This is a genomic window from uncultured Draconibacterium sp. (assembly GCF_913060805.1).
In the GTDB taxonomy this organism is placed as follows: domain Bacteria; phylum Bacteroidota; class Bacteroidia; order Bacteroidales; family Prolixibacteraceae; genus Draconibacterium.
The window spans coordinates 1-24601 of record NZ_CAJXTC010000045.1; the positions used below are offsets into that span (position 1 = coordinate 1).

Consider the following 24601-nt stretch of genomic DNA (forward strand, 5'->3'; position numbering starts at 1 on the left):
TTTCTTTTTAATATGTTTTGTTTATTTCAAAATTACATCTTTGCTATATTTGAAACTATAGGTGTAAATCTAAGGTATCGGGCCGATTCTACTCTTTGGCTTAGCCCAAACAGTAGACAGAAAACCCAAGGCTGCGCCCGCTTCGCTCGGAAAAGCTACATGATGCCGGCTAAAATTCCTGAAACTCGTCGTACCTCCTCAAACATCAGTAATTTTTTAACGCCGTCACCACTTGTTTTCCGGCTCACCGACCGAGGCCAGGCTTCGATGCAGCTGACGTTACATTTTTGGACGGCCTCTTTTGGTCTTTGCCTGGAGTTGAAATAGAACCTTAGTGAGAGCGGGAAGCTCCGAGTGAGCGAGGAGATCACCCGTCCGAACTTAGGTTTTATGAAAACGAAGGGTAAAGATCAAAAGCAGCCTTGAACTTTTTGCATCGTTTTTGGTTCAAGCCAAAAATGATGGCCGCCGGCAGGCAGTAAATCTTAACATTTCTATTGTCGCTTCATAATTTTAGTTTGCCAAAGTTTGAAGAGATTCTAACCATTAGTATTTCTGTAAATTACCAATTTATCTTTTCCAATTGATTCCGATTGCCCGGAAACTACGGACAACGAAGGTCCTTTTATGCCATTACCAAAATAGGTGTGTCCGGTATAAACATGTGCTTCGTCCCATAAACCGGCTTCGATAAAAGTAGAGAGTAATTGCTGCCCCCCTTCAACAATTAACGAAAGCACATTTTTTTGATGAAGTACTTCCAAAATCTGAGGAAGAAGCTGATCGGTGAAATCAATTTTTATGAATTCGGTGTTTTTATAGCTATGGTTTTCAAGCCCGTTAAAAACGATTGTCTCGGTTGAATTGTCGAACAGGTTCAGCTTTTTATCCAAACGCAACTGGCGGTCGAGCACAATTCGCAATGGATTTTTCCCTTTTATCAGTCGTACCGTTAATGACGGATTATCTTTCTCGGCGGTGTTGGTACCCACCATAATTGCATCTTCTTCGGCCCGCATTTGATGAACCCGCAACAATGCCCGTGGCCCGGTAATCCAGGTTGGTTCGCCGTAGTCTTCAGCACTTCGGTCTTTATCAATAAACCCATCAGAAGTTTGTGCCCATTTCAGTAAAATGTAAGGACGTTGTTTTTGGTGAAATGTAAAAAAGCGCCGGTTCAGCTCGTCGCACTCTTCTTTCAGAATACCTGTTTTTACTTCAACACCGGCATTTTTCAATCTTTCAATTCCTTTTCCGGCCACTTTCGCAAACGGATCGATACTGCCAACTACAACGCGCGGAATTTGTTTCTGAATGATCAGATCGGAACAAGGGGGCGTTAAACCGTAATGTGCACAAGGTTCCAGCGAAACATAAATCGTACTTTCTTTTAGTTTTCCCGGATCGGTAACCGAGTTTATGGCGTTTACTTCGGCATGAGCCTGTCCGTGTTTCTGGTGAAATCCTTCGCCGATTATCCGGTCGGAATGAACGATTACACATCCAACCATCGGGTTTGGCGAAACATGTCCGGCACCCATTCGGGCCAGCTCGATACAGCGAGCCATATATTTTTCTTCGGTTGTCATTTTCAAGGAAAGACTAAATTTGCAACTACAAAAGTACACAATGCAGAAAACTATTCAATATATCCGGGCAGAATTGGCGCCGCATTATCCAGAAACTGAAATTTCAGGGTTTATACAAATGATAATGAATAAGGTGTTGGGATTGTCGTACACGCAGATGATTGTGGAGAAAGACCGCGTGTTGGAAACCTCTGAATCGGACGAGATAAAAGCGATTGTTGAGCGATTGAAAACACACGAACCCATACAATATATTTTGGGTGTTGCCGAATTTTACGATTTAGAACTCAACGTTCAGCCGGGCGTTTTGATTCCGCGACCGGAAACCGAAGAATTGGTGGAGTGGATTTGCAAAACCGAAATTCCGGCGTCTGCAAAAATTCTGGATATTGGCACCGGAAGTGGTTGTATTCCTCTTGCCCTAAAAAATGAGCTGCCCACTGCTGAGGTGATGGCAGTAGATGTATCGGAAAAGGCATTGCTGATTGCTACAGAAAATGCGAAAAAAAATAAGCTGGATGTTGCATTTGAACACGCCGATATATTAAAGTGGCCGGAGCGTTCGTGGCTGCAATATGATGTAATTGTAAGTAACCCGCCATATGTGATGGAACGCGAGAAAAAACTAATGGAAGCCAACGTATTGGAGCACGAACCCGAAATAGCTTTGTTTGTGAGCGATACCGATCCGCTGATTTTTTACCGCACTATTGCACAGTTTGCATCAAAACAATTAAAAGAAAGCGGCTACCTGTTTTTTGAGATCAACGAAAATTTGGGAGATGAAATGGTGGCGCTTGTTAAGCAATTGGGATTTAAGTCGATAGAATTACGCCGCGATTTGAATGGAAAAAACCGCATGTTGAAATGTCAAAAATAAACTGTGAGCACATCATGAAATTCATTTTTTTGCGTTTGTTATTGCGAACGATTTTTTATTTTGCAGACAACTAAATCAACATTGTGAGAAAAGCACTCCGTAACATATTGTTTCTTGTCAACATACTTTTGGCGCTGGCCCTTGCGGTATCGTATCTTTCGGTGTACATCGCGCCCGATAAGTATTGGCTGCCGTCGATATTCGGAATGGCTTATCCGTTTTTGCTGGGCGGCAATCTCCTGTTTATTGTTCTCTGGATTTTGTTTAAGCCGAAATATACCTTGTTGTCGGTTGGAATGGTACTGATTGGCTGGGGCTACTTTACACGATTTATGCAGATGAAAGGCAAAAGCAGCGAAGAGGCGAATATTAAAGTTGTGTCGTACAACGTGAAACATTTTGTGGCCGACACCAGCGGAACGCAGAAAGAAAACGCAACAAAGATCATTTCATTTTTGGCCGACCAAAAGGCCGATATTATTTGTTTGCAGGAAGCCCGTTTGCGAAAGAACAATATTTTCAATTTGGCACAAACCGTAAAAGATCTTGAATCGATAAAACACTATCAGTTTGCACGTTCGAGCACGAGTTACGGTTCGGTTACCATGACCCGCTATCCGATTTTGGATATGGGCGAAATCCGATTTGAAGATTCCCGAAATATCACCATTTATACCGATGTTTTAATCGATTCGGACACTGTCCGTATTTTCAATATTCATTTACAATCGTATCACATCGATCCGGAGAAATATTCAATTATTGAATCGCCGGGAATAAACGAGGAAAAGGACATTGAAGAAGTGAAAGAAATGAGCGCGAAATTTCGTGAGGCCTTTCAGCTGCGAGCGAAGCAGGTGCGCGAAATCCGTAAATTCATCGATCAGTCGCCTCACAACGTAATTATATGTGGCGATTTTAACGATACGCCGGTTTCGTTTTCGTACCACACTTTGGCCGATGGATTAACTGATGCTTTTGTGAATTCGGGAAGTGGAATAGGGCGCACTTACATTGGTAAGTTGCCTTCGTTTCGTATTGATTATATTTTGCATGGCGACCGGTTTGAGTCGTACAATTTTGAGACGCTCGACTACCGAATGTCCGATCATTTGCCAATAAGCTGCAGTTTGTTAAAGAGAGATTAGTAGTCGGTAAGAAGTTCGATCGCTACTTTTTTGTCGGTTTTCAATTGCTCCACCAAAGCCTCAACACCAGCGAATTTCTGCTCTTCCCTTATTTTATCGATAAAAATTAGCGTGACATTATCGCCGTACATATCGCCCGAAAAATCAAAAATATTCACCTCTATACTTCGATTGTCGGCATTGTTGTTAAAAGTTGGGCGCGTGCCAATATTCAGCATTCCTTTATACTGCTTGTCTTCCATTTCAATTAAAACAGCATAAACACCGTAACCCGGAATAATTTTGTATTTATCCGATGCTTCAATGTTTGCAGTAGGAAAACCCAGTTTGCGGCCCAGTTGCATTCCTTTTACCACGGTTCCGTGCAAAGTGAATTCGTAGCCCAGGTACTGATTGGCTTTTTTTATGTCGCCCGATTGCAGTGCTGCCCTGATCTTTGTAGAACTAACCTTTTCGGCCTCAACCGACAGTGCATCGGTTTTTTTAACCGTAAAATTGTTCTTTTCGGCGCATTCCAGCAGGTATTCGTAGCCGCCCTCGCGGTTTTTCCCAAAGCGGTGGTCGTAGCCCACAACCAAACAACGGGTGCCAATTTTATTCACCAAAATATCTTTTACAAAATTGGTGTACGAAAGCTCTGCAAATTCTTTGTTAAAAGGATAAATGATCAGGTGATCGACGCCAAACTTTTCAAACAACTTAATTTTCTCCTCCTTGGTTGTTAGCAAACGTAGGCTTTTTTCGTTGGGCGAAGTCACCACCCGCGGGTGAGGATAAAAGGTAAAGATCACCGTTTCGCCATTAATTTCTTTGGCCAGTTGTTTTAATTCTTCAACAACCGACTGGTGGCCTTTGTGCAGCCCATCGAAAGTACCGATGGTTACCACCGGATTAATGGCCTTAAAATCGTCGAGCGAATAATGGATCTTCACTGGTTTTGTATAAAATGTTTTGCGCTACAAACCTATCGAAAATTTTAAAGCTATTAAAGAGGGAGTGTCGAATCGAGGCAAAATTATGCTCTAAACAAGGCGTTTTTTATCCTTCTTGCAGAAAATCCTATAAAATCAGTCGGTTTATTTACGCCATTGCAATTGCCTTTGTACTCAATTGAAACGATAAAAATTGTTATTTTCTTTGATTGCTATTTTCGATGTATTCAAAATTGTTAATTTTACCGCCTTTATAACGATATGGGCATATTTGGAAATAACTTAAGTTTAAAACCAATTTGCACGTTTACTACAATACCTTTTTGGTAGATTATATTAATCGAATGAAAAACATGACGTACAGAGTTTTATTTTTTTTAGTAGCTGCCCTGCTTGTGTTGGGGGGGTGTAAGAAAGAAAAGGAGTTTACAATCCGTGGTAAAATTACGCACGCCGAAGACCAAACTATTGTTTTGGAAGAATTGCACACCAATTCGCTAAAAAAGATTGCAGAAACAAAAATCAATAAAAAAGGTGAGTTCGAAATTTCGGCAATGACCGGAATTCCTACATTTTACCTTTTAAAACTTAACGATCAGAGTTTTATCACACTGCTGGTTGACTCGGCAGAAACCGTTACTGTTGAAGCCGATGCAGCTAATTTCGATCGTGAATATAATGTTGAAGGATCAGCCGGATCGGACCAGGTAAAATTGTTGGATTCGAAACTAAAAGAAACCCGACATAAACTGGATTCGCTTAGATCGTTAGAGAATTTGTATGCCGGAAATCCGGAATATGATAATGTACGACCACTGTGGGCTGAAGAGCACGATAAAATCATTGAAGAGCAGGTGGAGTTCTCAACAAACTTTGTGCGCGAGAATCCGTTCTCAATGGCAAGTGTTTTGGCGTTGTATCAAAAATTGAACAACCAGTTTATTGTTAGCGATATGCAGGTAATGAAAACTGCCGCTTCGGCCTTGAATTCGATTTACCCAAAATCAGAACAAGTTCAGGCACTGTACAATAATACCCTGCAGTTTGTACGTCAGCAACAGTCGGAAGAAATGCGCAAATTTATTCAGGAGCAAGGTTCAAACAGCCCTGATATTCTTTTACCCGACCCTGATGGAAACGATGTAGCGCTTTCGTCGTTACGCGGAAAAGTTGTTTTGGTACAGTTTTGGGCGGCTGTCGACCGTGCTTCACGCATTCAAAACCCGGTTTTGGTTGAAGCTTACAATAAATACAAACGCAAAGGTTTCGAAATTTACCAGGTAAGTGTAGATGTAAATCGTGCCGAGTGGGTGGATGCAATCGACCAGGACAAGTTGACCTGGACTAATGTTGGCGACATGGAAGGAAGTAAACTGGCTGCGGCTGTTTACAATGTGCAAAGCGTTCCGTTTAACTACTTGTTGAACGAAGAGGGCGAAATTGTTGCCAAAAACCTTAAAGGACCGGCTTTAGACAAAGCACTGGCTCAACTTCTCGACTAGTATAAAACCGGTAAATTGACACAAAAACGGAAAATATATTTTGTCTCCGATGTGCATCTTGGCGCTCCGGCTTTGAATAATAACCGCGAGCGTGAGTTGTTATTCGCCCGCTGGCTCGACGATATAAGCGATGATGTTGAAGAGTTGTACCTGATGGGCGACATTTTCGATTTCTGGTACGAATACAAAAAGGTTGTTCCCCGCGGTTTTACACGTATCTTAGGACGTTTAGCCGATCTCACCGACAAAGGAACTCCGGTGCATTTTTTTACCGGAAACCACGATATGTGGGTGTACGATTACCTGGCCGAAGAAACGGGAATCAAAGTTCATCACGATTATATTATACGCGAAATACACGGAAAACGCTTTTTTCTGGCTCACGGCGATGGCCTCGATGCATCGGATAAAGGATATATTTTTCTGAAAAAGATATTTACAAACACTACCATGCGATGGCTTTTTTCGAGGTTGCACCCTAATTTTGCATTCAATATTGCACATAAGTGGTCTGCGTCCAGTAGGTTATCAAATGCGGATTATGACGATGATTTTATGGCAAATAAAGATGGAATGTATAAATTTGCCGCGGATTTTTTACAGACAAATCCTGTAGATTATTTTATAATGGGCCATCGACATAAGCTGGTAAATGAAAAAATGAACGAAAATACCCGGTTTGTTATACTTGGCGACTGGATAAAAGCGTTTTCATATGGTGTTTTCGATGGCGAAAAATTTGAATTAAAGACATATAAAGACAAAGCGAAAGCTTAAATCGTATTATGGCAAAGCAAACATATACAAGAATTATTGGTACCGGAAGTGCGCTTCCAACTCAAATAATTAAGAATACACATTTCTTGAATAATGAATTTTACACTCCGTCGAAGAAAAAGATTGAGGATAAAAGTAATGAGGAGATTATTCAGAAGTTAAAAGAGATTACCAATATTGAAGAGCGCCGCTACATGGAAAGCAATTTGGTAACATCGGATATTGCAGCAATGGCAGTTGAAGATGCCTGTAAAACGGCCGAAGTTTCCATGGAGAGCCTCGATTTTATTATTGTGTGCCATAATTTTGGCGATATCTTAGATGGTAATGTACGTACCGATGTGTTGCCAAGTTTGGCGAACAAGGTTAAAATGAAGCTGAAGATTAAAAATCCGGCTTGTTTTTGCCACGATGTAATTTCGGGTTGCCCGGGGTGGACACAAGGAATGATTACCGCTGATGCATACATTAAAAGTGGTTTGGCAAAACGTGGTGTTGTTGTTGGTGCTGATGCGCTTTCGCGTATTTCCGATCCGCACGACCGCGATTCGATGATTTATGCCGATGGTGCCGGTGCAACAGTTCTTGAAGCCGTTGAAAGCGAAGAACCTGTTGGTATTTTGTCACATTCAAGTCGCTCGGATTCTGTTAAGTATGCCAACCTGTTGATTTTGGGAGAATCAAGCAATCCCGATTTCGAAAGCGATGAGTTGTTTATAAAAATGGATGGTCGTAAGTTGTACGTTTATGCGATAACAACCGTGCCTGGAGTTGTAAAAGACAGCATCGAAAAAGCGGGTCTTGAGCTGGATGATATTAAAAAGATATTTATCCATCAGGCCAACGAAAAAATGGACGAGGCAATTCTTGCCGGTGTGTTAAAGCTGTACGGTAAAAAAGAAGTGCCCGAAGGAATTATGCCAATGAGCATTAACAAATTGGGTAACTCATCTACTGCAACCGTACCAACTCTGGTTGATTTGGTGGTGAAAGGAAAAATGGAAGGACATGAAGTTAACGAAGGCGACTACACCATTTTCTGTTCGGTGGGTGCCGGAATGAACATCAATTCTATCGTTTATAAGTGGTAAGAAGGATTTGCGGTTTTTAACTGCAACTATTATAATAATCAGCGGGTGACTAAAGTTTTTTACGGATAGTCACCCGCTGATTTTTTTTACCAGTTTATTGGTTCGAGTCCTTTTGAAACCAGAAATTCGTTGGTGCGGCTAAAATGTTTGTTGCCAAAAAATCCGCGGCTTGCCGAAAGTGGCGAGGGATGCACCGATGTTAATACAAAATGTTTGTCTTGATCGATAAACTTGCTTTTGCTAATGGCATAATTTCCCCAAAGCAGAAAAACCACATTTTCTTTCTCCGCGTTTATTTTTTCAATTACCGCATCGGTAAATTGTTCCCAACCCTTTTTTTGGTGCGAAGCTGCCTGATGTGCACGAACCGTTAATGTGGCGTTGAGCAATAAAACGCCCTGGCGTGCCCAGTCGGTTAAATCGCCGGTTTCGGGAATTGGTTTGCCTACATCGCTATTCAGTTCCTTAAAAATATTACGCAAACTTGGAGGAAAACGAATACCATCGTTCACCGAAAAGCAAAGTCCGTGTGCCTGCCCCGGCCCGTGGTATGGATCCTGACCAATGATAACCACTTTTAGTTTTTCAAAGGGGCACTGGTCAAAAGCATTAAAAATAAGTTTACCCGGAGGATAAATACGCTGCGTTTTATATTCTTCGCGAACAAACGCGCTTAATTCCGTAAAATAATCCTTTGCAAACTCTTCGTTTAACTGTTTTTTCCAGCCTTCTTCAATTTTAACCTCCATAAAATTCGTGTAATTTTCTCCTAAAAATAGAAAAATTAACTGCCCCAAAAATTTAATAAACTATTTTTTCTATTCCGCCTTTGGGCTTCTTTTCATTTTTGTATTTTTAAGTTTCAAACAAAATCAAAATGGAAATTATTTATCTGGTTGCAGGAGTGGTAGTTGGCGGAATTGTTGCATTTCTTTTCCTGAAATTGAAAGCGCAAAGTGGGCAGGCCGACGCCGGGAAATTGCTTTTTGAAAAGGAAAGTGAGTTTTTGGCGCAAAAAGCTGAAATCGAAAAACAGGGGCTGGTTTGGCAGGAGCGTTACAATGCGCTAAAAACCGAAGCCGATGAGTGGAAAGCAGAATTACAGGCTTACCGCGAAGAAAATAAAGCTTTGAATGTGCGCCTCGAAAATGCCAAAGTGCAGTTTAAAAACCAGGAAGAAAAGTTAAACGAGCAGAAAGAGGAACTGGAAAAAATTCAGAAGAAACTAACGGTTGAGTTTGAAAATGTAGCCAATAAAATTCTGGAGAAAAACAGCGAGAAATTTACTGCCGCTAACCAGAAAAACATTGGCGAGGTATTAAATCCGCTCAAAGAAAAGATCCAGCTTTTTGAGAAAAAAGTAGACGATACTTACAAACAAGGTTTAAAAGACCAGACCGATTTGAAAGCTGAGCTGAAAAAGTTATATGACCTGAACAACAAAATTAGTGAAGAAGCCAGCAACCTGACCAAAGCGTTGAAAGGCGATGTAAAAAAACAAGGTAACTGGGGAGAGGTGGTTTTGGAACGTATTCTCGAGCGATCGGGATTAAATGAAGGAGAGCAGGGCTACCAAAAACAATTCAGCGATACTACTGAGGAAGGCAAACGAATTCAGCCCGATATTGTTATTAACCTGCCGGACAATAAACACATTATTGTCGATTCGAAAGTGTCGATGATCGCCTATGAACGTGCAGTAAATACCGAAAACGAGGAGGAGAGAGTACGGTTTGTAAAAGAGCATCTTTTGAGTTTGAGAACTCATATTAAAGGACTCAGCGAAAAACATTATCAAACAGCGAGCAAGCTAAATTCGCCTGATTTTGTGCTGCTTTTTATTCCAATTGAAGCTTCGTTTAGTGTGGCAATTCAGGAAGATCAGGAATTATTTTCTTTTGCCTGGGATCAGAAAGTGGTGATCGTAAGTCCGTCGACTTTGCTGGCGACGTTGCGCACCATTTCATCTATCTGGCAGCAGGAGAATCAAACCCGAAATGCCATTGAAATTGCTAAACAGGGTGGTGCGCTTTACGACAAGTTTGTGGGATTTATTGCCGATATGGAAACCATAGGTAAAAACCTGTCAACCACACAGAAGACATACGAATCGGCCGTAAATAAATTGCATACCGGAGCCGGAAACCTGGTTCGTCGTGTGGAGAATATTAAAAAGCTGGGGGCAAAGGCCACCAAAGAATTACCGCAGAAAATGTTGGAAGATTAAAAAACGGAATAAGGTGATTTCCAACAGTAGAAACCACCTTATGAATGTGTAACTTATTTAACGAATAAGTTGTGCAGTCATAAACGTATAACTACGAAATAGGTTTACGTGTGGGAATATTTTAGAATGGTTCTACGGACTATAAATTAAACGTAACCGCCTGCCCGTAATTTGGATGAATGATCCGGTTGTTGTCGTACACTTTCAAACCGTTTACAAAAGTGCTTACCACCTGGTTCGAAAACTCGGTTCGCTCGAATGGCGACCAGCCACATTTGTACAGGATATTTTCGGGTGCAACAATCCAGCTTTTGTTAGGATCAACCAAAACAAGGTCGGCAAAATAACCTTCGCGAATGTAACCACGTTTGTTCACTCGGAATAGATCGGCCGGAGCATGACACATTTTTTCAATCACTTTTTCTACCGAAATGAAGCCTTTTTTGCTCAACTCGAGCATGGCAACCAATGAGTGCTGAACCAGCGGTCCACCCGATGGAGCTTTAAAGTACGAGTTATTCTTTTCCTCCAGGGTATGTGGCGCGTGGTCGGTGGCGATAACGTCAATTTTATCGGCCAGCAAAGCATCCCAAAGTGCTACTTTATCTTTCTCGCATTTTACTGCCGGATTCCATTTTATGCGTGTTCCGTAGTCGATGTAGTCACGTTCGTCGAACCACAGGTGATGCACACAAACTTCGGCTGTAATTTTTTTGTCAGTCACTTTTCCCGGTGCAAAAAGACTCATTTCTTTTGCCGACGAAAGATGTAGAATATGTAAACGCGTATCGAATTTCGATGCCAGTTCTACTGCTTTCGACGACGATTTATAACAAGCTTCGTCGCTGCGAATGTGGCAGTGGCGCGAAATGGGTACGTTCTCGCCATAACGCTGACGTGCAATTTCGGTATTGGCTTTTATTGTTGCTTCGTCTTCGCAGTGGGTGGCTACTAAAGTTGGTGCATTTTTAAAAATTTCAGATAAGGTGGCATCGTCGTCAACCAACATATTTCCGGTTGAGGAGCCCATAAAAACTTTTATTCCGCACACTTTCGATGGATCAGTTTTTAAGACTTCATCAAGGTTGTCGTTGGTGGCACCCATGTAAAATGAGTAGTTTACTGCCGAAACTTCAGCAGCTCTATCGAATTTTTTCTGCAATTCTTCCTGTGTAACGGCTTGCGGATTGGTGTTGGGCATTTCCATGTATGTGGTAACACCACCTGCAGCAGCGGCTTTACTTTCGGTTGCAATTTCGCCTTTGTGAGTTAATCCCGGCTCACGAAAGTGTACCTGGTCGTCAATCGCTCCGGGGATCAGCAATAATCCCGTGGCATCAATAACTTCAGTTTGGCTGGTATCAAAATCGGCGGGAACAGCGTGGGGAAATATCTTCTCTATTTTTTCACCATCAATTAAAACACTTCCTTTAAATTTCAGTCCCTCGTTTACAATTGTTGCGTCTTTAATCAGCGTTTTCATTTCCCCGGAATTTTGATTTTATAACAAAGTTACTAAAATACGCCGAGACCTTTTTAGTCTGCAGTAACGAAATTCAGCAACCTTTTGTCAAACGTCGAGTCCGGTTTATTGTTCAAATTCGCTGAGCATCGTTTCTATTTTATCAAGTATTGGTTTTTTGTTTTTTGTCCATGATTTTTTGCCCATGAAAAATCCAAAAGTCAGTAAGCCAAAATATAAAAGTTGTGCAAGTATGATTGAATTCGTTTGGCTCAGGAAATCGAAATATTTAGAAATTGAAAACACACTGGCAACATCAACCAATAGTACCACCAAAATGAGCCACAATTGATCGCGATTCCAAAACCGGAATCTTTTTTTGGCTTCCTCCAAAAAACTTTTTGTTGAAGATAGGAGCATGGTATTTGTAATTCGTTTGTGCTTTTTCTTAAATAGAAATGCAAGAATTAGCGAAGCGAGGATAAATGCACAACCCGCCAGCCGGTTCTGTAATGTTAGGTACGGATCGGGATTGATTATGAATACTAAAATATAAACTACGGCTACAACCGATGTGATGATATAGAACTGCTTCGATTGTTTTTTTGAGTAAGCATCGTGTTTTTTTATCTTTTCAAAAAGACTCTTTGCTTCGCCTGAATCCACGGTTTTAGCTGATAACGGTTCAACTGGCGATTTTATAGTTCTGTATTTTTCTGATAACTGATCAAAATCCATTTTCTTTTTCCTCCATCATTTGTTTAAGTTTCTTTTTTATGCGGTGAAAACGAACTCTAACATTTCCTTCGCTTAATCCGCAAACTTCAGCAATGCCTGTGTGGTCTATTCCTTCAAGTTGTAAACTCACAATAGTTTTTTCAAGAAGGGGAAGTTGGTTGATGGCTTCAAACATTTTTTCGAGTTCCTTATCCTGCCTGAATTTCATGGCAAGTTCTTGCTCGCTATCCGAAAGGATATCCTTTTTTATTTCCTGACAACGTTTGTCGCTCTTGTTTTGCAGCCGGCAAAAATTAATTGAAGTATTTATTGAAATTCGGTAGATCCAGGTATTGATGTGGCTTTCGCTTCTGAACGAATCGAGGTTTTTCCAAACATTGATAAAAATTTCCTGAAACAGATCCTGGCGGTTTTGTTCTCCACGAACATACGAACAGCAAATACGGTAAATGCGGTCCTTGTTGTCTTCAAATAACTGGCTAAATTTTTTATCCCGTTGGCTCATGATTTGTTTTTCTACTTTCATAGACAAACAATCTGTATTTTGTTACAAGTTAAAAATAAAAAAGGCTGCACCGGGCAGCCTCAATTTATATTTCATCATTCATCGTTTATCCTTAATTATTCCTTTCGTATTTTCGAGAGAAGCTACGAAGTTTCATTTTCAGAACGCCCCAAAGTGCTTCGTTAAAAATACCTCCGCTCATTTTCGATGTTCCTTCCTGGCGGTCGGTAAATACAATTGAAACCTCCTGAATGTTAAAGCCAAATTTGTGGGCTGTAAATTTCATCTCAATCTGGAATCCGTAACCGATCAGTTTTATCTTGTCGAGGTCGATGGTTTCCAGTACTTCTCGTTTCCAGCAAACAAAACCGGCGGTGGTGTCGCGCACGTCCATTCCCGTAACAATACGCACATACATCGATGCAAAATACGACATCAGTACACGGCCAAGTGGCCAGTTCACCACATTAATTCCGGTAATGTAACGCGAGCCAACAGCAACATCGGCACCATTGTCAATGGCTGTAAAAAGCCTCAGCAAGTCGTCCGGATTGTGCGAAAAATCGCAATCCATTTCGCAAACCGCTTCGTAATCTCTTTCCAGCGCCCATTTAAAACCGGCAATGTAAGCGGTACCCAAACCCAGTTTCCCTTTTCTTTCGAGAATATGAAGCTGGTCGGGAAACTCCTTCATCAGGCCTTTCACAATATCAGCTGTTCCGTCGGGCGAGTTATCTTCTACAATCAGCAAATGAAAAGGCATTTCCAAAGAGAAGACCTTGCGGATCATCTTTTCAACATTTTCCTTTTCGTTATAGGTTGGAATGATTACTAATTTCTTTGACACTTTCTTGAAATATTTGAATGAAGTAACGAAAATACGGTTTTTGTAATAAAGTCAAATGGTTTGCCGATCAATTATTCAAATAATGCTTTTGTGTGTTTTTGATAAGATATATTACAAATACATTCCTAAATGACAATATATAGATTAATAATGTGTTAAAAAGACGTGTTATTGTTTAGTTGTTTTACAATTGTCTGTTTAAATAGTGAAATTTGTTAGTGACGAATATTTAGGAAGAAGACTGTCTATGGAATTTAAATGCAGAAAAGGTGGGGAAGAGTGCTATGGTCTATCGGAGATGACTTTGCTTTTTGATATTAGCCAGCGACTCATTCAAAGCAAACAATTAAAGAATGATTTGAATGGGATTGTAAAAATGGTGGCTGAATATCTGGAAGCCGAAAGTTGTTTTTTAACCATTTTGAACCGGGAGAACGAACGCATTTATATGGAAGCTGCCTATGGTGTGAATAGTACACAACAGGCGCGTGCAAAATATAAACTGGGCGAGGGAATTACCGGAAAGGTGGTGGAAATGGGCCGACCGGTAGTTGTCGATAAGATTTCTAAATCGTCGTTATTTCTGAATAAGACGAACCAGGAACTTTATAAAGACGGAAAGGAACTCACTTTTGTATGTGTACCCGTTATCGATGAAGGAAAAGTTACCGGAACGCTCAGTTACACCCGGGTTTATAATCCATATATTGGTTCGAATGAAGATACCCGCTTACTGTCGATAATCGGATCGTTGGTGGTTGGGGCTACTCGTCGCCGCCAGGAACGACTGGAAGAACTGGAAGCTTTAAAGCAAAAGAATCTGGAGCTGGAAAGTCAAATTTCCGGGCATAAGCAAATGAACATGATCGGTAACTCGGGGAAAATGCGCGATGTATTTTCGCTGGTTCAGATGGTGGGAAAAACAGCTTCAACCGTGCTCATTCGTGGTGAGAGCGGGGTAGGTAAAGAACTGGTTGCCGATGCTATTCATGAAGCAAGTACGCGAAAAGGAAAAACATTTATAAAAGTGAACTGCTCGGCACTTCCGGAATCATTGATCGAGAGCGAATTGTTCGGACACGAAAAAGGTGCTTTTACCGGAGCAGATACACAACGAAAAGGTCGCTTCGAGCTGGCAAATGGTGGAACTATATTTTTGGATGAGATTGGCGATATTCCGCTATCGACACAGGTGAAACTATTGCGAATGATTCAACAGCGCGAGTTTGAACGGGTAGGAGGTACCCAGACCATAAAATCAGATGTACGGATAATTTGTGCCACCAACCGAAAACTGGAAGAAATGATTCTAGAGGAGGAGTTTAGAGAAGATTTGTACTACCGTATAAATGTTTTCCCGATTTATATTCCGTCGTTGCGCGAACGTCGCGACGATATTCCTTTGCTTGTCGATCATTTTATCACCAAGTTTAACAAGGCCAATCAAACACAAATAAAACGTATTACAACTTCGGCGCTTGATATGTTAATGGTTTACAGATGGCCGGGAAACATTCGCGAACTGGAGAACTGTATCGAGCGGGCTTGCATTTTAAGCACCGACAAAGTTATACACAGTTACAATTTGCCGCCATCGTTACAGACTGCCGATTCTTCGAATACCAGCTCGAAAGGAGGAATGATGTATACCGTTGAACAGGTAGAGAAGCAGCTGATACGCGAAGCTTTAACAACCACAAAAGGAAACATTACCAAAGCTGCTGAGATGCTGAAAATAACCGAACGAATGCTGGGTACGCGAATTAAAAAGTATGATATTAATGCCTGGCGATATAAAATTTGATGGAATATTAGAATATCGGAGAATTCGAATGTTGGAATGCAGAAATGACTAATTTTAACTATTATTGCATTAGAGCATTCTGGCATTAAAGCATCAATAAATGGAAAAGAAACTCATTCAGGTTGATTTGCAAAATCCTGTTCATTGCGAGCAGGTGCTTCATCTTTTAAACGATTACATGGAAGATGAAATGGGAATCAGCGAACCAATGCCCGAAGGACTTGGCCCGAAAATTATTGAAGGTCTGAAACGGCATTCGGCGTACATGGGTTTTTTTGTTTGTATTGGCGACGATTTTGCCGGTTTGGCCAATTGTAATCTGAATTTTTCTACATGGAAAGCCAGTCCGCTAATTAATATTCACGATTTGATTGTATCTCCCGATTTCCGTCAGCAGGGAGTTGGCCTCTTTCTTTTAAAAGGTATTGAAAAGTATGCCGAAGAAAACGGATACTGCCGTATAAACCTCGAGGTGCGCCACGACAATTTTAAAGCACAAAACCTATACCGAAAAGCCGGATTTAAAGAGTGCGAGCCCAATAACTTCTTCTGGGAAAACAGGATATAAAAAAGGGCCATCCGTTTCCGGACGACCCCCTTCTGGTTATGAATCTACTTGTCTTTCAAATTCTATCTCCAACCTCCGCCTAATGCGCGATACAAGGAAACTACCGCGTTCAATTGCTGAATCTGGTCGTTAACATCGCTCAATTGTGCATTCAGCAAACTTTGCTGTGCATTTAAAACTTCGGTGTAGGTTGCCGAGCCGTAAACCAGCAACTCTTTGGTATAGTCAACCGATTTCTCCAGCGCATCCAATTGTTTGTTGCGCAGGTCTATCTTTTGCATCGAGGCATCGTACATGCTAAGTGCATCGTTTACTTCAGCACCGGCATTTAGCAAAGTGCTTTTAAAGTTTAGCAGCGCCTCTTCCTGTTGGGCTTTGGCAACTTCCAAACGTGTTTTGTTGGCCCGCTTGCTAAAAATTGGCTGAACCAAACCTCCCACAACATTGGCGGCGAACGATGCCGGATCGAAAAGATCTCCAAATTCCAACGACTCTAAACTGGCGCTTGCAGTCAATGTAACCGCCGGGTAGAAGTAGGCTTTGGCACTGTTGGTCATGTGGTAGGCACTGATAACACTATATTCAGCCTGCATCACATCGGGGCGGTTATCCAAAAGCTCGGCAGGTACACCAACTTCCAACAGTTCGTGCGCTTGCTGATTTTCCAGCTTTCCGCGTTCTACGTTTCCCGGAGTTCTGCCCAAAAGAATACAAAGTGTATTTTCGTTTTCACGAATTTGTTGCTCAATATCCGGAATGGTAACTTCGGTGGCATAACGCGCCGCTTCACTTTGCACAACAGCAGCACCCGTTACGCTTCCACTTTCTTTTAATGCTTTCATGGTTTCAACCAGTTCGGCACTGTTTTTTACCGTTTCTTTTGTAATCGCCAGGTTGGCATCCAAAGCCAGCAAACTGTAATACACCGAAGCGATGTTGGCAACCAAACGTGTTTGCACTGCTTTATGCGCTGCATCGGTTGCCAAATAGTTGGCGTAGGCCGATTTTTTTGCGTTGTTCAGTTTACCCCAAAAGTCGATTTCCCAACTACTTTGCAAAGCTATTTGCGATGCATTGTAATGATCGGGACCATTCGGACTGGTTGACTCTGAGTTTTTAACGTAAGTATGTCCGGCCTGTCCCGACAACGACGGCGCCAGTGCTGCTTTGCTTTGCAAGAAATTCGACTCGGCAGCAACAACACGCTGAACCGCAGCCTGCAAATCAAAGTTGTTTCTCAATCCTTCGGCAATTAAACTGTCAAGAATCGGGTCGTTAAACAGGTTTTGCCAGCTTTCGTTTGCCAGGTTGGTTTCGGCAGTGTCTGCTTCGCCGTATAATCCGTCGGTTAAATCCTGGCTTCGCTGGTATTGATTGGTCGTACTACACGAAACGATCAATACCGAAACTACGGCAATAAGTAGTATATTTTTTATTGAATTTGTCTTCATATCTAATCTTTTCTAGCGGATTAACCCAAACTGTTCATTTCTGAGATTTCTTGTTCTTCCTTCGGTTTCTTCACTTTTTCTTCCAAAATCTGGAAAACCACGAACATGGCCGGAATAACCAAAATACCAATCATAGTACCGATAAACAGACCTCCCACAGCACCGGTTCCGATGGAGCGGTTACCGTTGGCGCCAACTCCGGTTCCGATAACCAGTGGAATCAATCCAACGATGAATGCAAACGATGTCATCAAAATCGGGCGAAGTCGGGCAGTGGCCCCTTCAACGGCAGCCTCAATAATCGACAGACCTGATTCGCGTCGTTGTCGGGCAAACTCTACAATAAGAATCGCATTCTTAGCCAGAAGTCCGATAAGCATTACCAGCGAAATTTGCAGGTAAATGTTGTTTTCAACACCTAAAATGCGGGCGAAGATGAACGCTCCGGCAATACCAATTGGCAGCGAGACAATAATCGAAAGTGGCATGATGTAACTCTCGTACTGGGCAGCCAGCAGGAAGTATACGAAAATCAAACTCAAAATAAAGATGATGATGGTTTGATTTCCTGCGTTGATTTCCTCGCGGGTGATACCCGAGAATTCGTAGTCGTAACCCGTTGGTAAAAGATCGGCAGCCACTTCGCGAACAGCTTCAATGGCGTCACCCGAACTGTAACCCGCATTTGGGTTGCCGTTTACCGTAATGGCGGTGTACATATTAAAACGGTTAATCGTTTCAGGTCCGTACACTCTTGTTAGCGTAATGAACTCCGAAATAGGAGCCATTTCGCCGGTGCCGGTACGTACTTTAATATTATTTAAGTCTTCAGGATTTCCGCGGTATTGTGCTTCCGACTGTACCATTACACGGTATTGTTTACCAAAACGGTTAAAGTCGGAGGCGTAATATCCACCAATGTACCCTTGCATTGCCGAAAGAACGGAGCTCACTTCCAAACCCGAACGCATACAACGAGCAGCATCGACATCAATTTTGTATTGCGGAAAATTGGTGTTAAATGCCGTACGTGCATATTGAATTTCGGGACGCTGATTTAGGGCGCCAAGGAAATTATTGGCCACTTTCTCAAAGTCTTGAATATCGCCACCGGTTTTGTCTTCCAATTGTAATTCGAAACCGCCGGTAACACTAAATCCGGGAACCATTGGTGGCGAGAAGATAATAATACGTGCACCTTTAATTTGCGAGGTAAGCATGTACAGTTTTTGCACAATGCTGTTCAAATCCTGTCCTTCACCTTTTCGTTCGTCGAAAGGTTTTAAACCGGCAATGATCATCGCGTAAGGCGATCCCTGTCCTCCCATAAATGAGAATCCGGTTACAACAGTTCGTCCGTTAATTTCTGGTATTGTTTCTAATATTGCATCAACTTGTTTCGCAACTTCTGCTGTTCTTTCTCCCGAAGAAGCCGGAGGCATAGCAATATCAACAAACATTCGGCCGGTATCTTCCGCAGGAACAAAACCTGTCGACGTTGTTTTCATCAGGTAACCAAGCACGGCAACAAAAATGATGATCATTGTTCCGGCCAGTAATTTCTTATTGATAAAGAAATGGGTTACCTTTTTGTATTTCCCGGTCATACTTTCAAATGCGGTGTTAAAAGCAACATAAAAGCGTTTCATTACACCTTTTTGTCCTTTTTCTTCTTCGCTGTGTGGTTTTAGGAAAAGCGCACAAAGGGCAGGACTCAGGGTAAGCGCATTAATTGCTGAAAGTATGATGGCGACAGTAAGCGTAATACCAAATTGTTTGTAGAACACTCCGGTGGTTCCGGTTATAAATGTTACCGGAATAAACACCGCTGCCATAACCAGGGTAATAGAAACAATGGCTGTTGAAATTTCGTTCATTGCCGAAATTGCAGCGTTTTTAGCACTCCGCGCCCCGGAGTCGAGTTTGGCGTGAACCGCTTCCACCACCACAATGGCATCGTCGACCACAATACCGATGGCGAGTACCAGCGCGAACAGCGTTAGCAGGTTGATGGTAAATCCAAATAAGTTAAGGAAGAAGAAGGTACCAATAATTGATACCGGAACGGCGATTGCCGGAATAAGCGTTGCCCTGAAATTTTGCAGGAACACAAAAACCACAATAAATACCAGGATAAACGCCTCGAGCAAAGTGTGCAATACTTTTTCGATTGAGGCATCGAGGAATTCGTTGGTGTTCATGAGCTCCATATAATCAACTCCCGGAGGAAATGACAGGGAAGCTTCTTCAAGTGTGCGTTCGATTTCCAGAATTACTTCGCGGGCGTTTGATCCGGCCGATTGGAAGATGGCCATACTAATACCCGGTTGTCCCTGGGTTTGTGTCATTGCTGTGTAATCGAGCGAACCAAATTCAACTCGGGCAACATCACCAAGTCGCAAAATATTTCCGTCTTCGTCTGATTTTATTACAATGTTTTCAAACTCTTCAGGCTGGGTGAGTTTTCCACGGTAACGGATTACGTACTCAAAACTCTGACCGTTTTCGCTACCAAAACGACCGGGAGCGGCCTCAAGGTTTTGTGCGTTCAGTGCACCCACAACATCGGCAGGTATTAAATTGTAGTTCGACATGATATCCGGTTTTAACCAAATACGCATCGAGTAGTCTTTTCGCCCAAAAACCATCGCTTCACCTACACCATTAATACGTTGTACTTGTGGCAGCAGGTTAATTTTCGAATAGTTCTGCAGGAATGTTTCGTCGTATCTTCCGTCTTTACTGTACAGCGAAAATACCATTAACATGTTGTTCTGGCGCTTGGCAGTAAGAACTCCCGCACGCGTAACCTCGGCAGGTAACAGCGCGTTGGCACGTGCCACACGGTTCTGAACGTTAACGGCTGCCATATCCGGATCGGTTCCTTGTTTAAAGTACACCTGAATTGTGGCCGACCCGTTGTTACTCGCTGTTGAACTCATGTAAATCATGTCTTCAACACCGTTAATCTGTTCTTCGAGCGGAATAACCACACTGTTCAGAACGGTTTGCGCATCGGCACCGGTGTAGTTAGCCGATACCCGGATTGTTGGCGGAGCAATATCGGGATACTGCTCGATGGGTAAAGTGGTAATTCCCAGCACACCGAGAATAACCAGCAGGATTGAAATAACCGTTGAAAGTACCGGCCTTTCTATAAATTTTCTAAACATAACTGTTGTCTTCTAAATTATTAATTGTTCGAAGGTTGGTTGCTGTTGGCTACCGCTTGTCCGGCTAACTTGGGTTTAATTTGCATGCCATCGCGAAGAGTTGTAATTCCTTCAACCACAATTTTATCGCCGGCTTTAAGTCCCGAGGTAACCACAAAAACGTCTTTCAAATCGCCGGCTACTATCTGAATTTCAGTATTTACAACTTTGTTTTCGCTGTTGGTTACGTATACAAAATGTTTTCCCTGAATTTCGTAACTGGCCGGTTGCGGAACCAGCAAAACATCTTCCATGTAATTTGGTAAACGAATATTTCCGCTTCCTCCCGAGCGAAGGTTTCCTTCAGCGTTAGGGAACGAAGCACGCATATTTATCGCACCGGTTTGCGGATCGATAACTCCACTGGCAATTTCGATTTTACCTTTTTGCGCGTAAACCGATTGATCGGGTAAGATCAGGTCAACTTCCGGCAGGTTTGCCAGTTTTTCGCCGGTGGTAGCACCTTCCAGGTTTTTAGTCAATTGTAAAAATGCCTTTTCGTTGATCGAAAAATAAGCACGCATAGTTGATGTATTGGAAACAGTTGTAAGCGGCTGCGCCACCGAACTGCTAACCAAACTACCAACGCGGTAAGGGAAAGTTCCGATATAACCGTCCGTTGGGCTGCTTATCATGGTATATTCGAGGTTGGCTTTTGCATTGGCTAAATTAGCCTGTGCCTGTGCCAACTGTGCTTCGGCCGCTTGTAAATTGGTTTTAACCGATTCGAGCTGAAACTCGCTGACAATGTTTTTCTCTACCAGCGGCTCGGTTTTCTCCAATTCGATTTTTGCTGTGGCTACCTGCGATTCGGCAACTTTAATCTGTGCTTCGGCCGATCGAACCTGCGCACGAATATCGTTGGCATTTATCTGAAAAAGAAGCTGGCCTTTTTTCACATAGTCACCTTCGTCGACAAAAATTTTCTCGATGTAACCGGCAACTCTCGGGCGGATCTCAACGGTTTGTTCACCTTCCAGAGTGGCTGGAAAAGCCTGATAAAGCGTAATGTTTTGCGGCTTAAGCTCTTGTATAAGGTACTCAGCAACCTGTCCGCCCATCATTGGGTTAGCTCCCTGTTGTTTGTTCGAACAGGAAGAAAAAAGTAAAAGAATGGCAACTGTGGCCACGCTTGTAAATTGTGCAATTGTTTTCATGTTTTCGTATCTATAATTTTTAATTTTCAATATCATGTTAGCAACCCGACAGGCAGTCTTTAAAACCTGTGTTTAATTGTATTTTAGAAATCACATTCTCAAAAATTGTAAGTTCTTCCTGCGAAACTCCATCCAATAGCTCCGACGATACTTCCACTGACTTGGCTTTGAGCTGCTCAAATATTTCCAATCCTTGAGTGCTTAGCATTAAGTGTTTTTTGCGTTTATCGTCTTCGTCTTGTGTGCGTGTTACATAACCCAAATCAATAAGCGTATTAATCTGGCGTGTAATAATTGATTTGTCCTTCAAAAAATGATTAGCAAGATCTTGCTGTGTAGATTCTGAGTTTTCGTTGATGAAGTGTAGAACTACAAACTGTTCCAGGGTCAGTTCTATATTACTGTCCTTATATTTTTCCATTAACTTGTAGCGCACCAATTTCATGGTTTGCCCAAGTAAATAGGTTAATGGTTTTTGCGTTTTCATGACTTTCTCTCGTTTCTGTGGCACAAAGCTAAAACAAATTAGTTGCAAAAGTCAACTAGTTTTGTGAAATTTATTTTAAGAAATTCTAAATAAAACATAATCTATTGATAGATAGCGTGGTATTAAGCGTTTGGTTTGTTAACACAAAATAAACATAGTTGTAAAATGCAACTATAATAGATAAAAGTAGCTTAGGAGGAAAAGTGGATAGATTGTTTACGAGAGCGAACTTTTATTCCTCTATATCGAAAACGAACTCAGTGTTTGGGTATTCAGGAGTGACAAACTTATTCGTGTACTGTTCAATCTCCTTAATCCGGTTTTTAAAATCCTCACTTGGGGTTCCATTAAATTTTGAGATATTTAATATAAAGTGGAAATCCAATCCGGAATGGCGTTGTACATTATTAATAGTATCAACAATTAAACGTTGAATATCATGCAGCAAACGCTCTTCATTCATGTTGCCAACAAGAAAAACAATACTTTTTTTGCCTTTAATTTCTTCGTCCGGTTCCATGGCATTGCTTGAGCTTTCTTCAAAATCAGGAGCCTTGACTTCACAAAAAATATTCTTTTCAAGATTGCTAAATTGCAATTCCCCTTTAGGCATCAGTGTATCCTTATCGATTACCTGAAAATAAACCAATCCATTTTCAGTCTGATTATTATACCCTTTATACAGCCAGTAAGTGAGTTCCTGTCCTTGCGCATTCATTGTTGCCAAATCTGTAATTATAAATGATTCAGAACCAGGAAGAGATGCCAATGTTGCAGATACAAAATCATTGGTATATTCGGTCATAGTCACTTCAGTAACAGAACCATCTGAAAGTTTTACAAACATGATGTTTGGATTTTTCTGACTTAATTCCTTCCCAATTATCTGCTGATTGATCTCTTTGATATACTTTTTAAGCTCTATGGCCGCCTTCAGGTATTCCATATTCCAATAAATTTTCTTCAAAAATATTCCATATCAGCAATCTACCTAAATGATTTCCCAAATGAGAGTTATGCTTAACCTTAAATTGAAAATTAAAACACTGCGGAGCGGTGTATTTTACGGTGACCTTATTTCTTTCCACTTTTTCACATTCACTTCCATTCCTACCAAAATGTAGGTTACCTCAATGTTAACACCCCGAATGCCCTTTAAACATGGGCTTCTTAAAAATTTCCACCTTATTGTGCGTTATACGGTATCATCCTACAAAAATGTAGGATTACTTCTCTTGAATTTTCCTGAAAATAAAATTTATAAAATTTTTTAGCTACAGAATATCAGTTGGTTAGCGGTGGTTTGTGTTGTAAAACTATGTTGTCGAGCATATTCTTTGGCACCAATATGGCACATAGGAAATCAAACGATTTAAACTTTAAAATACAAGAATCATGAGAAAGATTGCAATTTATGGTAAAGGTGGAATTGGTAAATCAACCACAACACAGAACACAGTAGCAGGATTGGTAGAAATGGGTAAAAATGTAATTGTAGTAGGTTGCGACCCTAAAGCAGACTCTACTCGTTTGTTACTTGGTGGTTTGGCACAAAAAACCGTTCTGGATACACTACGTGAAGAAGGTGAAGATGTAGAGTTAGATGATATCATCAAAGAAGGATATGGCGGTACTCGTTGTGTTGAATCAGGTGGTCCTGAGCCAGGTGTAGGATGTGCCGGTCGTGGTATCATTACTTCAATTAATATGTTGGAGCAATTAGGTGCCTGGGATGCAAAATTCGAAACTGATTATACTTTCTACGATGTACTTGGTGACGTTGTATGTGGTGGTTTCGCAATGCCTATCCGCGATGGTAAAGCTGAAGAGATTTACATTGTAGTATCGGGTGAGATGATGGCAATGTATGCTGCTAACAACATCTGTAAAGGTATTAAAAAGTACGCTCAAACAGGTACAGTACGTTTAGGAGGTCTTATCTGTAACTCACGTAAGGTTGATAACGAGAAAGAGATGATCGAGCAATTGGCAAGCGCAATTGGAACTCAGATGATTCACTTTGTTCCTCGTGACAATATGGTTCAGCAAGCAGAGATTAACCGTAAAACAGTTATCGAATTTGCTCCTGAACACCCACAGGCTGACGAATATCGTGCATTAGCAAAAGCTATTGATAGTAACGAATTGAAAGTTATTCCTGAGCCTCTTGAAATCGAGGCATTGGAGAAACTATTGATCGACTTCGGTATTGCTAACTAAGTCA

General features: G+C 41.6%; 22 protein-coding genes. 10 read left to right on the forward strand and 12 right to left on the reverse strand.

Annotated elements, in window-relative coordinates:
* Nucleotides 1-327, forward strand: a 327-nt coding sequence (locus tag QZ576_RS19805; RefSeq protein ID WP_297100464.1) for a hypothetical protein, incomplete at its 5' end; no start/stop codon positions are given.
* A gap of 212 nt (nucleotides 328-539) precedes the next feature.
* On the opposite strand, the gene ribD is transcribed toward QZ576_RS19805, so the two are convergent.
* On the reverse strand, nucleotides 540-1589 hold the full coding sequence (ribD, locus tag QZ576_RS19810) for a bifunctional diaminohydroxyphosphoribosylaminopyrimidine deaminase/5-amino-6-(5-phosphoribosylamino)uracil reductase RibD (RefSeq protein WP_297100467.1): 1050 nt from the start codon (nucleotides 1587-1589) through the stop codon (nucleotides 540-542).
* A gap of 40 nt (nucleotides 1590-1629) precedes the next feature.
* Here ribD and prmC point away from each other — a divergent pair, with 40 nt between their 5' ends.
* Both prmC and QZ576_RS19820 read left to right on the forward strand, forming a co-directional pair.
* Nucleotides 1630-2469 carry a peptide chain release factor N(5)-glutamine methyltransferase gene (gene prmC, locus QZ576_RS19815; RefSeq protein ID WP_297100471.1) on the forward strand — a complete coding sequence of 280 codons (840 nt, stop codon included), beginning with the start codon at nucleotides 1630-1632 and terminating at the stop codon, nucleotides 2467-2469.
* An 83-nt stretch (nucleotides 2470-2552) separates the two neighbouring features.
* A complete protein-coding gene (locus QZ576_RS19820; RefSeq protein WP_297100474.1) occupies nucleotides 2553-3617 on the forward strand; it encodes an endonuclease/exonuclease/phosphatase family protein in 1065 nt (354 codons plus the stop codon).
* Here QZ576_RS19820 and QZ576_RS19825 read toward each other — a convergent pair.
* A complete protein-coding gene (locus QZ576_RS19825) occupies nucleotides 3614-4549 on the reverse strand; it encodes a bifunctional riboflavin kinase/FAD synthetase (RefSeq protein WP_297100477.1) in 936 nt (311 codons plus the stop codon). The two genes, QZ576_RS19820 and QZ576_RS19825, sit on opposite strands and share 4 nt — an antisense overlap.
* Nucleotides 4550-4902: 353 nt before the next feature.
* Here QZ576_RS19825 and QZ576_RS19830 point away from each other — a divergent pair, with 353 nt between their 5' ends.
* Genes QZ576_RS19830 through QZ576_RS19840 form a run of 3 tightly spaced genes read left to right on the forward strand, consistent with a single transcriptional unit; the run spans nucleotide 4903 to nucleotide 7919 of the window.
* Nucleotides 4903-6051 carry a TlpA disulfide reductase family protein gene (locus QZ576_RS19830; protein ID WP_297100481.1) on the forward strand — a complete coding sequence of 383 codons (1149 nt, stop codon included), beginning with the start codon at nucleotides 4903-4905 and terminating at the stop codon, nucleotides 6049-6051.
* A gap of 15 nt (nucleotides 6052-6066) precedes the next feature.
* Entirely contained in the window at nucleotides 6067-6828 is a 762-nt protein-coding gene (locus QZ576_RS19835) for a UDP-2,3-diacylglucosamine diphosphatase (protein ID WP_297100483.1), read from the forward strand.
* Nucleotides 6829-6836: 8 nt separating this feature from the next.
* Nucleotides 6837-7919, forward strand: coding sequence for a 3-oxoacyl-ACP synthase III family protein (locus QZ576_RS19840; protein ID WP_297100486.1), 1083 nt, complete (start codon nucleotides 6837-6839; stop codon nucleotides 7917-7919).
* Between the two features lie 86 nt (nucleotides 7920-8005).
* Here the strand turns inward: QZ576_RS19840 and ung are convergent, their stop codons facing one another.
* Complete coding sequence (ung, locus tag QZ576_RS19845) at nucleotides 8006-8668, reverse strand: uracil-DNA glycosylase (RefSeq protein WP_297100488.1); 663 nt, start codon at nucleotides 8666-8668, stop codon at nucleotides 8006-8008.
* Nucleotides 8669-8796: 128 nt separating this feature from the next.
* On the opposite strand from ung, the gene rmuC reads away from it, so the two are divergent.
* The gene (gene rmuC / locus QZ576_RS19850; protein ID WP_297100490.1) at nucleotides 8797-10146 is read left to right on the forward strand and encodes a DNA recombination protein RmuC; all 1350 of its coding nucleotides are present in this window, start codon (nucleotides 8797-8799) and stop codon (nucleotides 10144-10146) included.
* A gap of 139 nt (nucleotides 10147-10285) precedes the next feature.
* Here the strand turns inward: rmuC and QZ576_RS19855 are convergent, their stop codons facing one another.
* From QZ576_RS19855 to QZ576_RS19870, 4 genes are all read right to left on the reverse strand, one after another.
* Nucleotides 10286-11629: a dihydroorotase gene (locus QZ576_RS19855; protein WP_297100492.1), complete on the reverse strand. Its 1344-nt coding sequence runs from the start codon at nucleotides 11627-11629 to the stop codon at nucleotides 10286-10288.
* 105 nt (nucleotides 11630-11734) lie between these two features.
* Nucleotides 11735-12346 carry a hypothetical protein gene (locus tag QZ576_RS19860; RefSeq protein ID WP_297100494.1) on the reverse strand — a complete coding sequence of 204 codons (612 nt, stop codon included), beginning with the start codon at nucleotides 12344-12346 and terminating at the stop codon, nucleotides 11735-11737.
* Complete coding sequence (locus QZ576_RS19865; protein WP_297100497.1) at nucleotides 12336-12872, reverse strand: RNA polymerase sigma factor; 537 nt, start codon at nucleotides 12870-12872, stop codon at nucleotides 12336-12338. The genes QZ576_RS19860 and QZ576_RS19865 overlap by 11 nt, the downstream gene beginning before the upstream one ends.
* Before the next feature lie 91 nt (nucleotides 12873-12963).
* Entirely contained in the window at nucleotides 12964-13698 is a 735-nt protein-coding gene (locus QZ576_RS19870) for a polyprenol monophosphomannose synthase (protein WP_297100498.1), read from the reverse strand.
* Nucleotides 13699-13945: 247 nt separating this feature from the next.
* On the opposite strand from QZ576_RS19870, the gene QZ576_RS19875 reads away from it, so the two are divergent.
* The gene (locus tag QZ576_RS19875) at nucleotides 13946-15502 is read left to right on the forward strand and encodes a sigma 54-interacting transcriptional regulator (RefSeq protein ID WP_297100501.1); all 1557 of its coding nucleotides are present in this window, start codon (nucleotides 13946-13948) and stop codon (nucleotides 15500-15502) included.
* 100 nt (nucleotides 15503-15602) lie between these two features.
* Nucleotides 15603-16070, forward strand: a complete 468-nt coding sequence (locus QZ576_RS19880; RefSeq protein ID WP_297100504.1) for a GNAT family N-acetyltransferase — start codon at nucleotides 15603-15605, stop codon at nucleotides 16068-16070.
* A gap of 62 nt (nucleotides 16071-16132) precedes the next feature.
* Here the strand turns inward: QZ576_RS19880 and QZ576_RS19885 are convergent, their stop codons facing one another.
* The 5 genes from QZ576_RS19885 to QZ576_RS19905 form a co-directional block, all read right to left on the reverse strand.
* A complete protein-coding gene (locus QZ576_RS19885; RefSeq protein WP_297100507.1) occupies nucleotides 16133-17521 on the reverse strand; it encodes an efflux transporter outer membrane subunit in 1389 nt (462 codons plus the stop codon).
* Nucleotides 17522-17541: 20 nt separating this feature from the next.
* Nucleotides 17542-20694, reverse strand: a complete 3153-nt coding sequence (locus tag QZ576_RS19890; RefSeq protein ID WP_297100510.1) for an efflux RND transporter permease subunit — start codon at nucleotides 20692-20694, stop codon at nucleotides 17542-17544.
* A gap of 20 nt (nucleotides 20695-20714) precedes the next feature.
* Entirely contained in the window at nucleotides 20715-21890 is a 1176-nt protein-coding gene (locus QZ576_RS19895) for an efflux RND transporter periplasmic adaptor subunit (RefSeq protein ID WP_297100511.1), read from the reverse strand.
* A 37-nt stretch (nucleotides 21891-21927) separates the two neighbouring features.
* A complete protein-coding gene (locus tag QZ576_RS19900; RefSeq protein ID WP_297100514.1) occupies nucleotides 21928-22377 on the reverse strand; it encodes a MarR family winged helix-turn-helix transcriptional regulator in 450 nt (149 codons plus the stop codon).
* A 232-nt stretch (nucleotides 22378-22609) separates the two neighbouring features.
* A complete protein-coding gene (locus QZ576_RS19905; protein WP_297100517.1) occupies nucleotides 22610-23344 on the reverse strand; it encodes a hypothetical protein in 735 nt (244 codons plus the stop codon).
* Between the two features lie 428 nt (nucleotides 23345-23772).
* Between QZ576_RS19905 and nifH the strand changes: the two genes are divergently transcribed.
* Nucleotides 23773-24597 (forward strand): nitrogenase iron protein, encoded by an 825-nt coding sequence (nifH, locus tag QZ576_RS19910; protein WP_297100521.1) that lies wholly within the window; start codon nucleotides 23773-23775, stop codon nucleotides 24595-24597.
* Nucleotides 24598-24601: the final 4 nt, after the last annotated feature.

What these genes read in the sequence shown, in the direction of transcription:
- QZ576_RS19840 (WP_297100486.1), top strand. Translation starts at nt 6,837, where the DNA reads ATGGCAAAGCAAACATATACAAGAATTATTGGTACCGGAAGTGCGCTT.
- QZ576_RS19855 (WP_297100492.1), bottom strand. Translation starts at nt 11,629, where the DNA reads ATGAAAACGCTGATTAAAGACGCAACAATTGTAAACGAGGGACTGAAA.
- nifH (WP_297100521.1), top strand. Translation starts at nt 23,773, where the DNA reads ATGAGAAAGATTGCAATTTATGGTAAAGGTGGAATTGGTAAATCAACC.
- QZ576_RS19860 (WP_297100494.1), bottom strand. Translation starts at nt 12,346, where the DNA reads ATGGATTTTGATCAGTTATCAGAAAAATACAGAACTATAAAATCGCCA.
- QZ576_RS19890 (WP_297100510.1), bottom strand. Translation starts at nt 20,694, where the DNA reads ATGTTTAGAAAATTTATAGAAAGGCCGGTACTTTCAACGGTTATTTCA.
- QZ576_RS19865 (WP_297100497.1), bottom strand. Translation starts at nt 12,872, where the DNA reads ATGAAAGTAGAAAAACAAATCATGAGCCAACGGGATAAAAAATTTAGC.
- ribD (WP_297100467.1), bottom strand. Translation starts at nt 1,589, where the DNA reads ATGACAACCGAAGAAAAATATATGGCTCGCTGTATCGAGCTGGCCCGA.
- QZ576_RS19895 (WP_297100511.1), bottom strand. Translation starts at nt 21,890, where the DNA reads ATGAAAACAATTGCACAATTTACAAGCGTGGCCACAGTTGCCATTCTT.
- QZ576_RS19875 (WP_297100501.1), top strand. Translation starts at nt 13,946, where the DNA reads ATGGAATTTAAATGCAGAAAAGGTGGGGAAGAGTGCTATGGTCTATCG.
- QZ576_RS19830 (WP_297100481.1), top strand. Translation starts at nt 4,903, where the DNA reads ATGACGTACAGAGTTTTATTTTTTTTAGTAGCTGCCCTGCTTGTGTTG.
- QZ576_RS19880 (WP_297100504.1), top strand. Translation starts at nt 15,603, where the DNA reads ATGGAAAAGAAACTCATTCAGGTTGATTTGCAAAATCCTGTTCATTGC.
- prmC (WP_297100471.1), top strand. Translation starts at nt 1,630, where the DNA reads ATGCAGAAAACTATTCAATATATCCGGGCAGAATTGGCGCCGCATTAT.
- ung (WP_297100488.1), bottom strand. Translation starts at nt 8,668, where the DNA reads ATGGAGGTTAAAATTGAAGAAGGCTGGAAAAAACAGTTAAACGAAGAG.
- rmuC (WP_297100490.1), top strand. Translation starts at nt 8,797, where the DNA reads ATGGAAATTATTTATCTGGTTGCAGGAGTGGTAGTTGGCGGAATTGTT.
- QZ576_RS19900 (WP_297100514.1), bottom strand. Translation starts at nt 22,377, where the DNA reads ATGAAAACGCAAAAACCATTAACCTATTTACTTGGGCAAACCATGAAA.
- QZ576_RS19885 (WP_297100507.1), bottom strand. Translation starts at nt 17,521, where the DNA reads ATGAAGACAAATTCAATAAAAAATATACTACTTATTGCCGTAGTTTCG.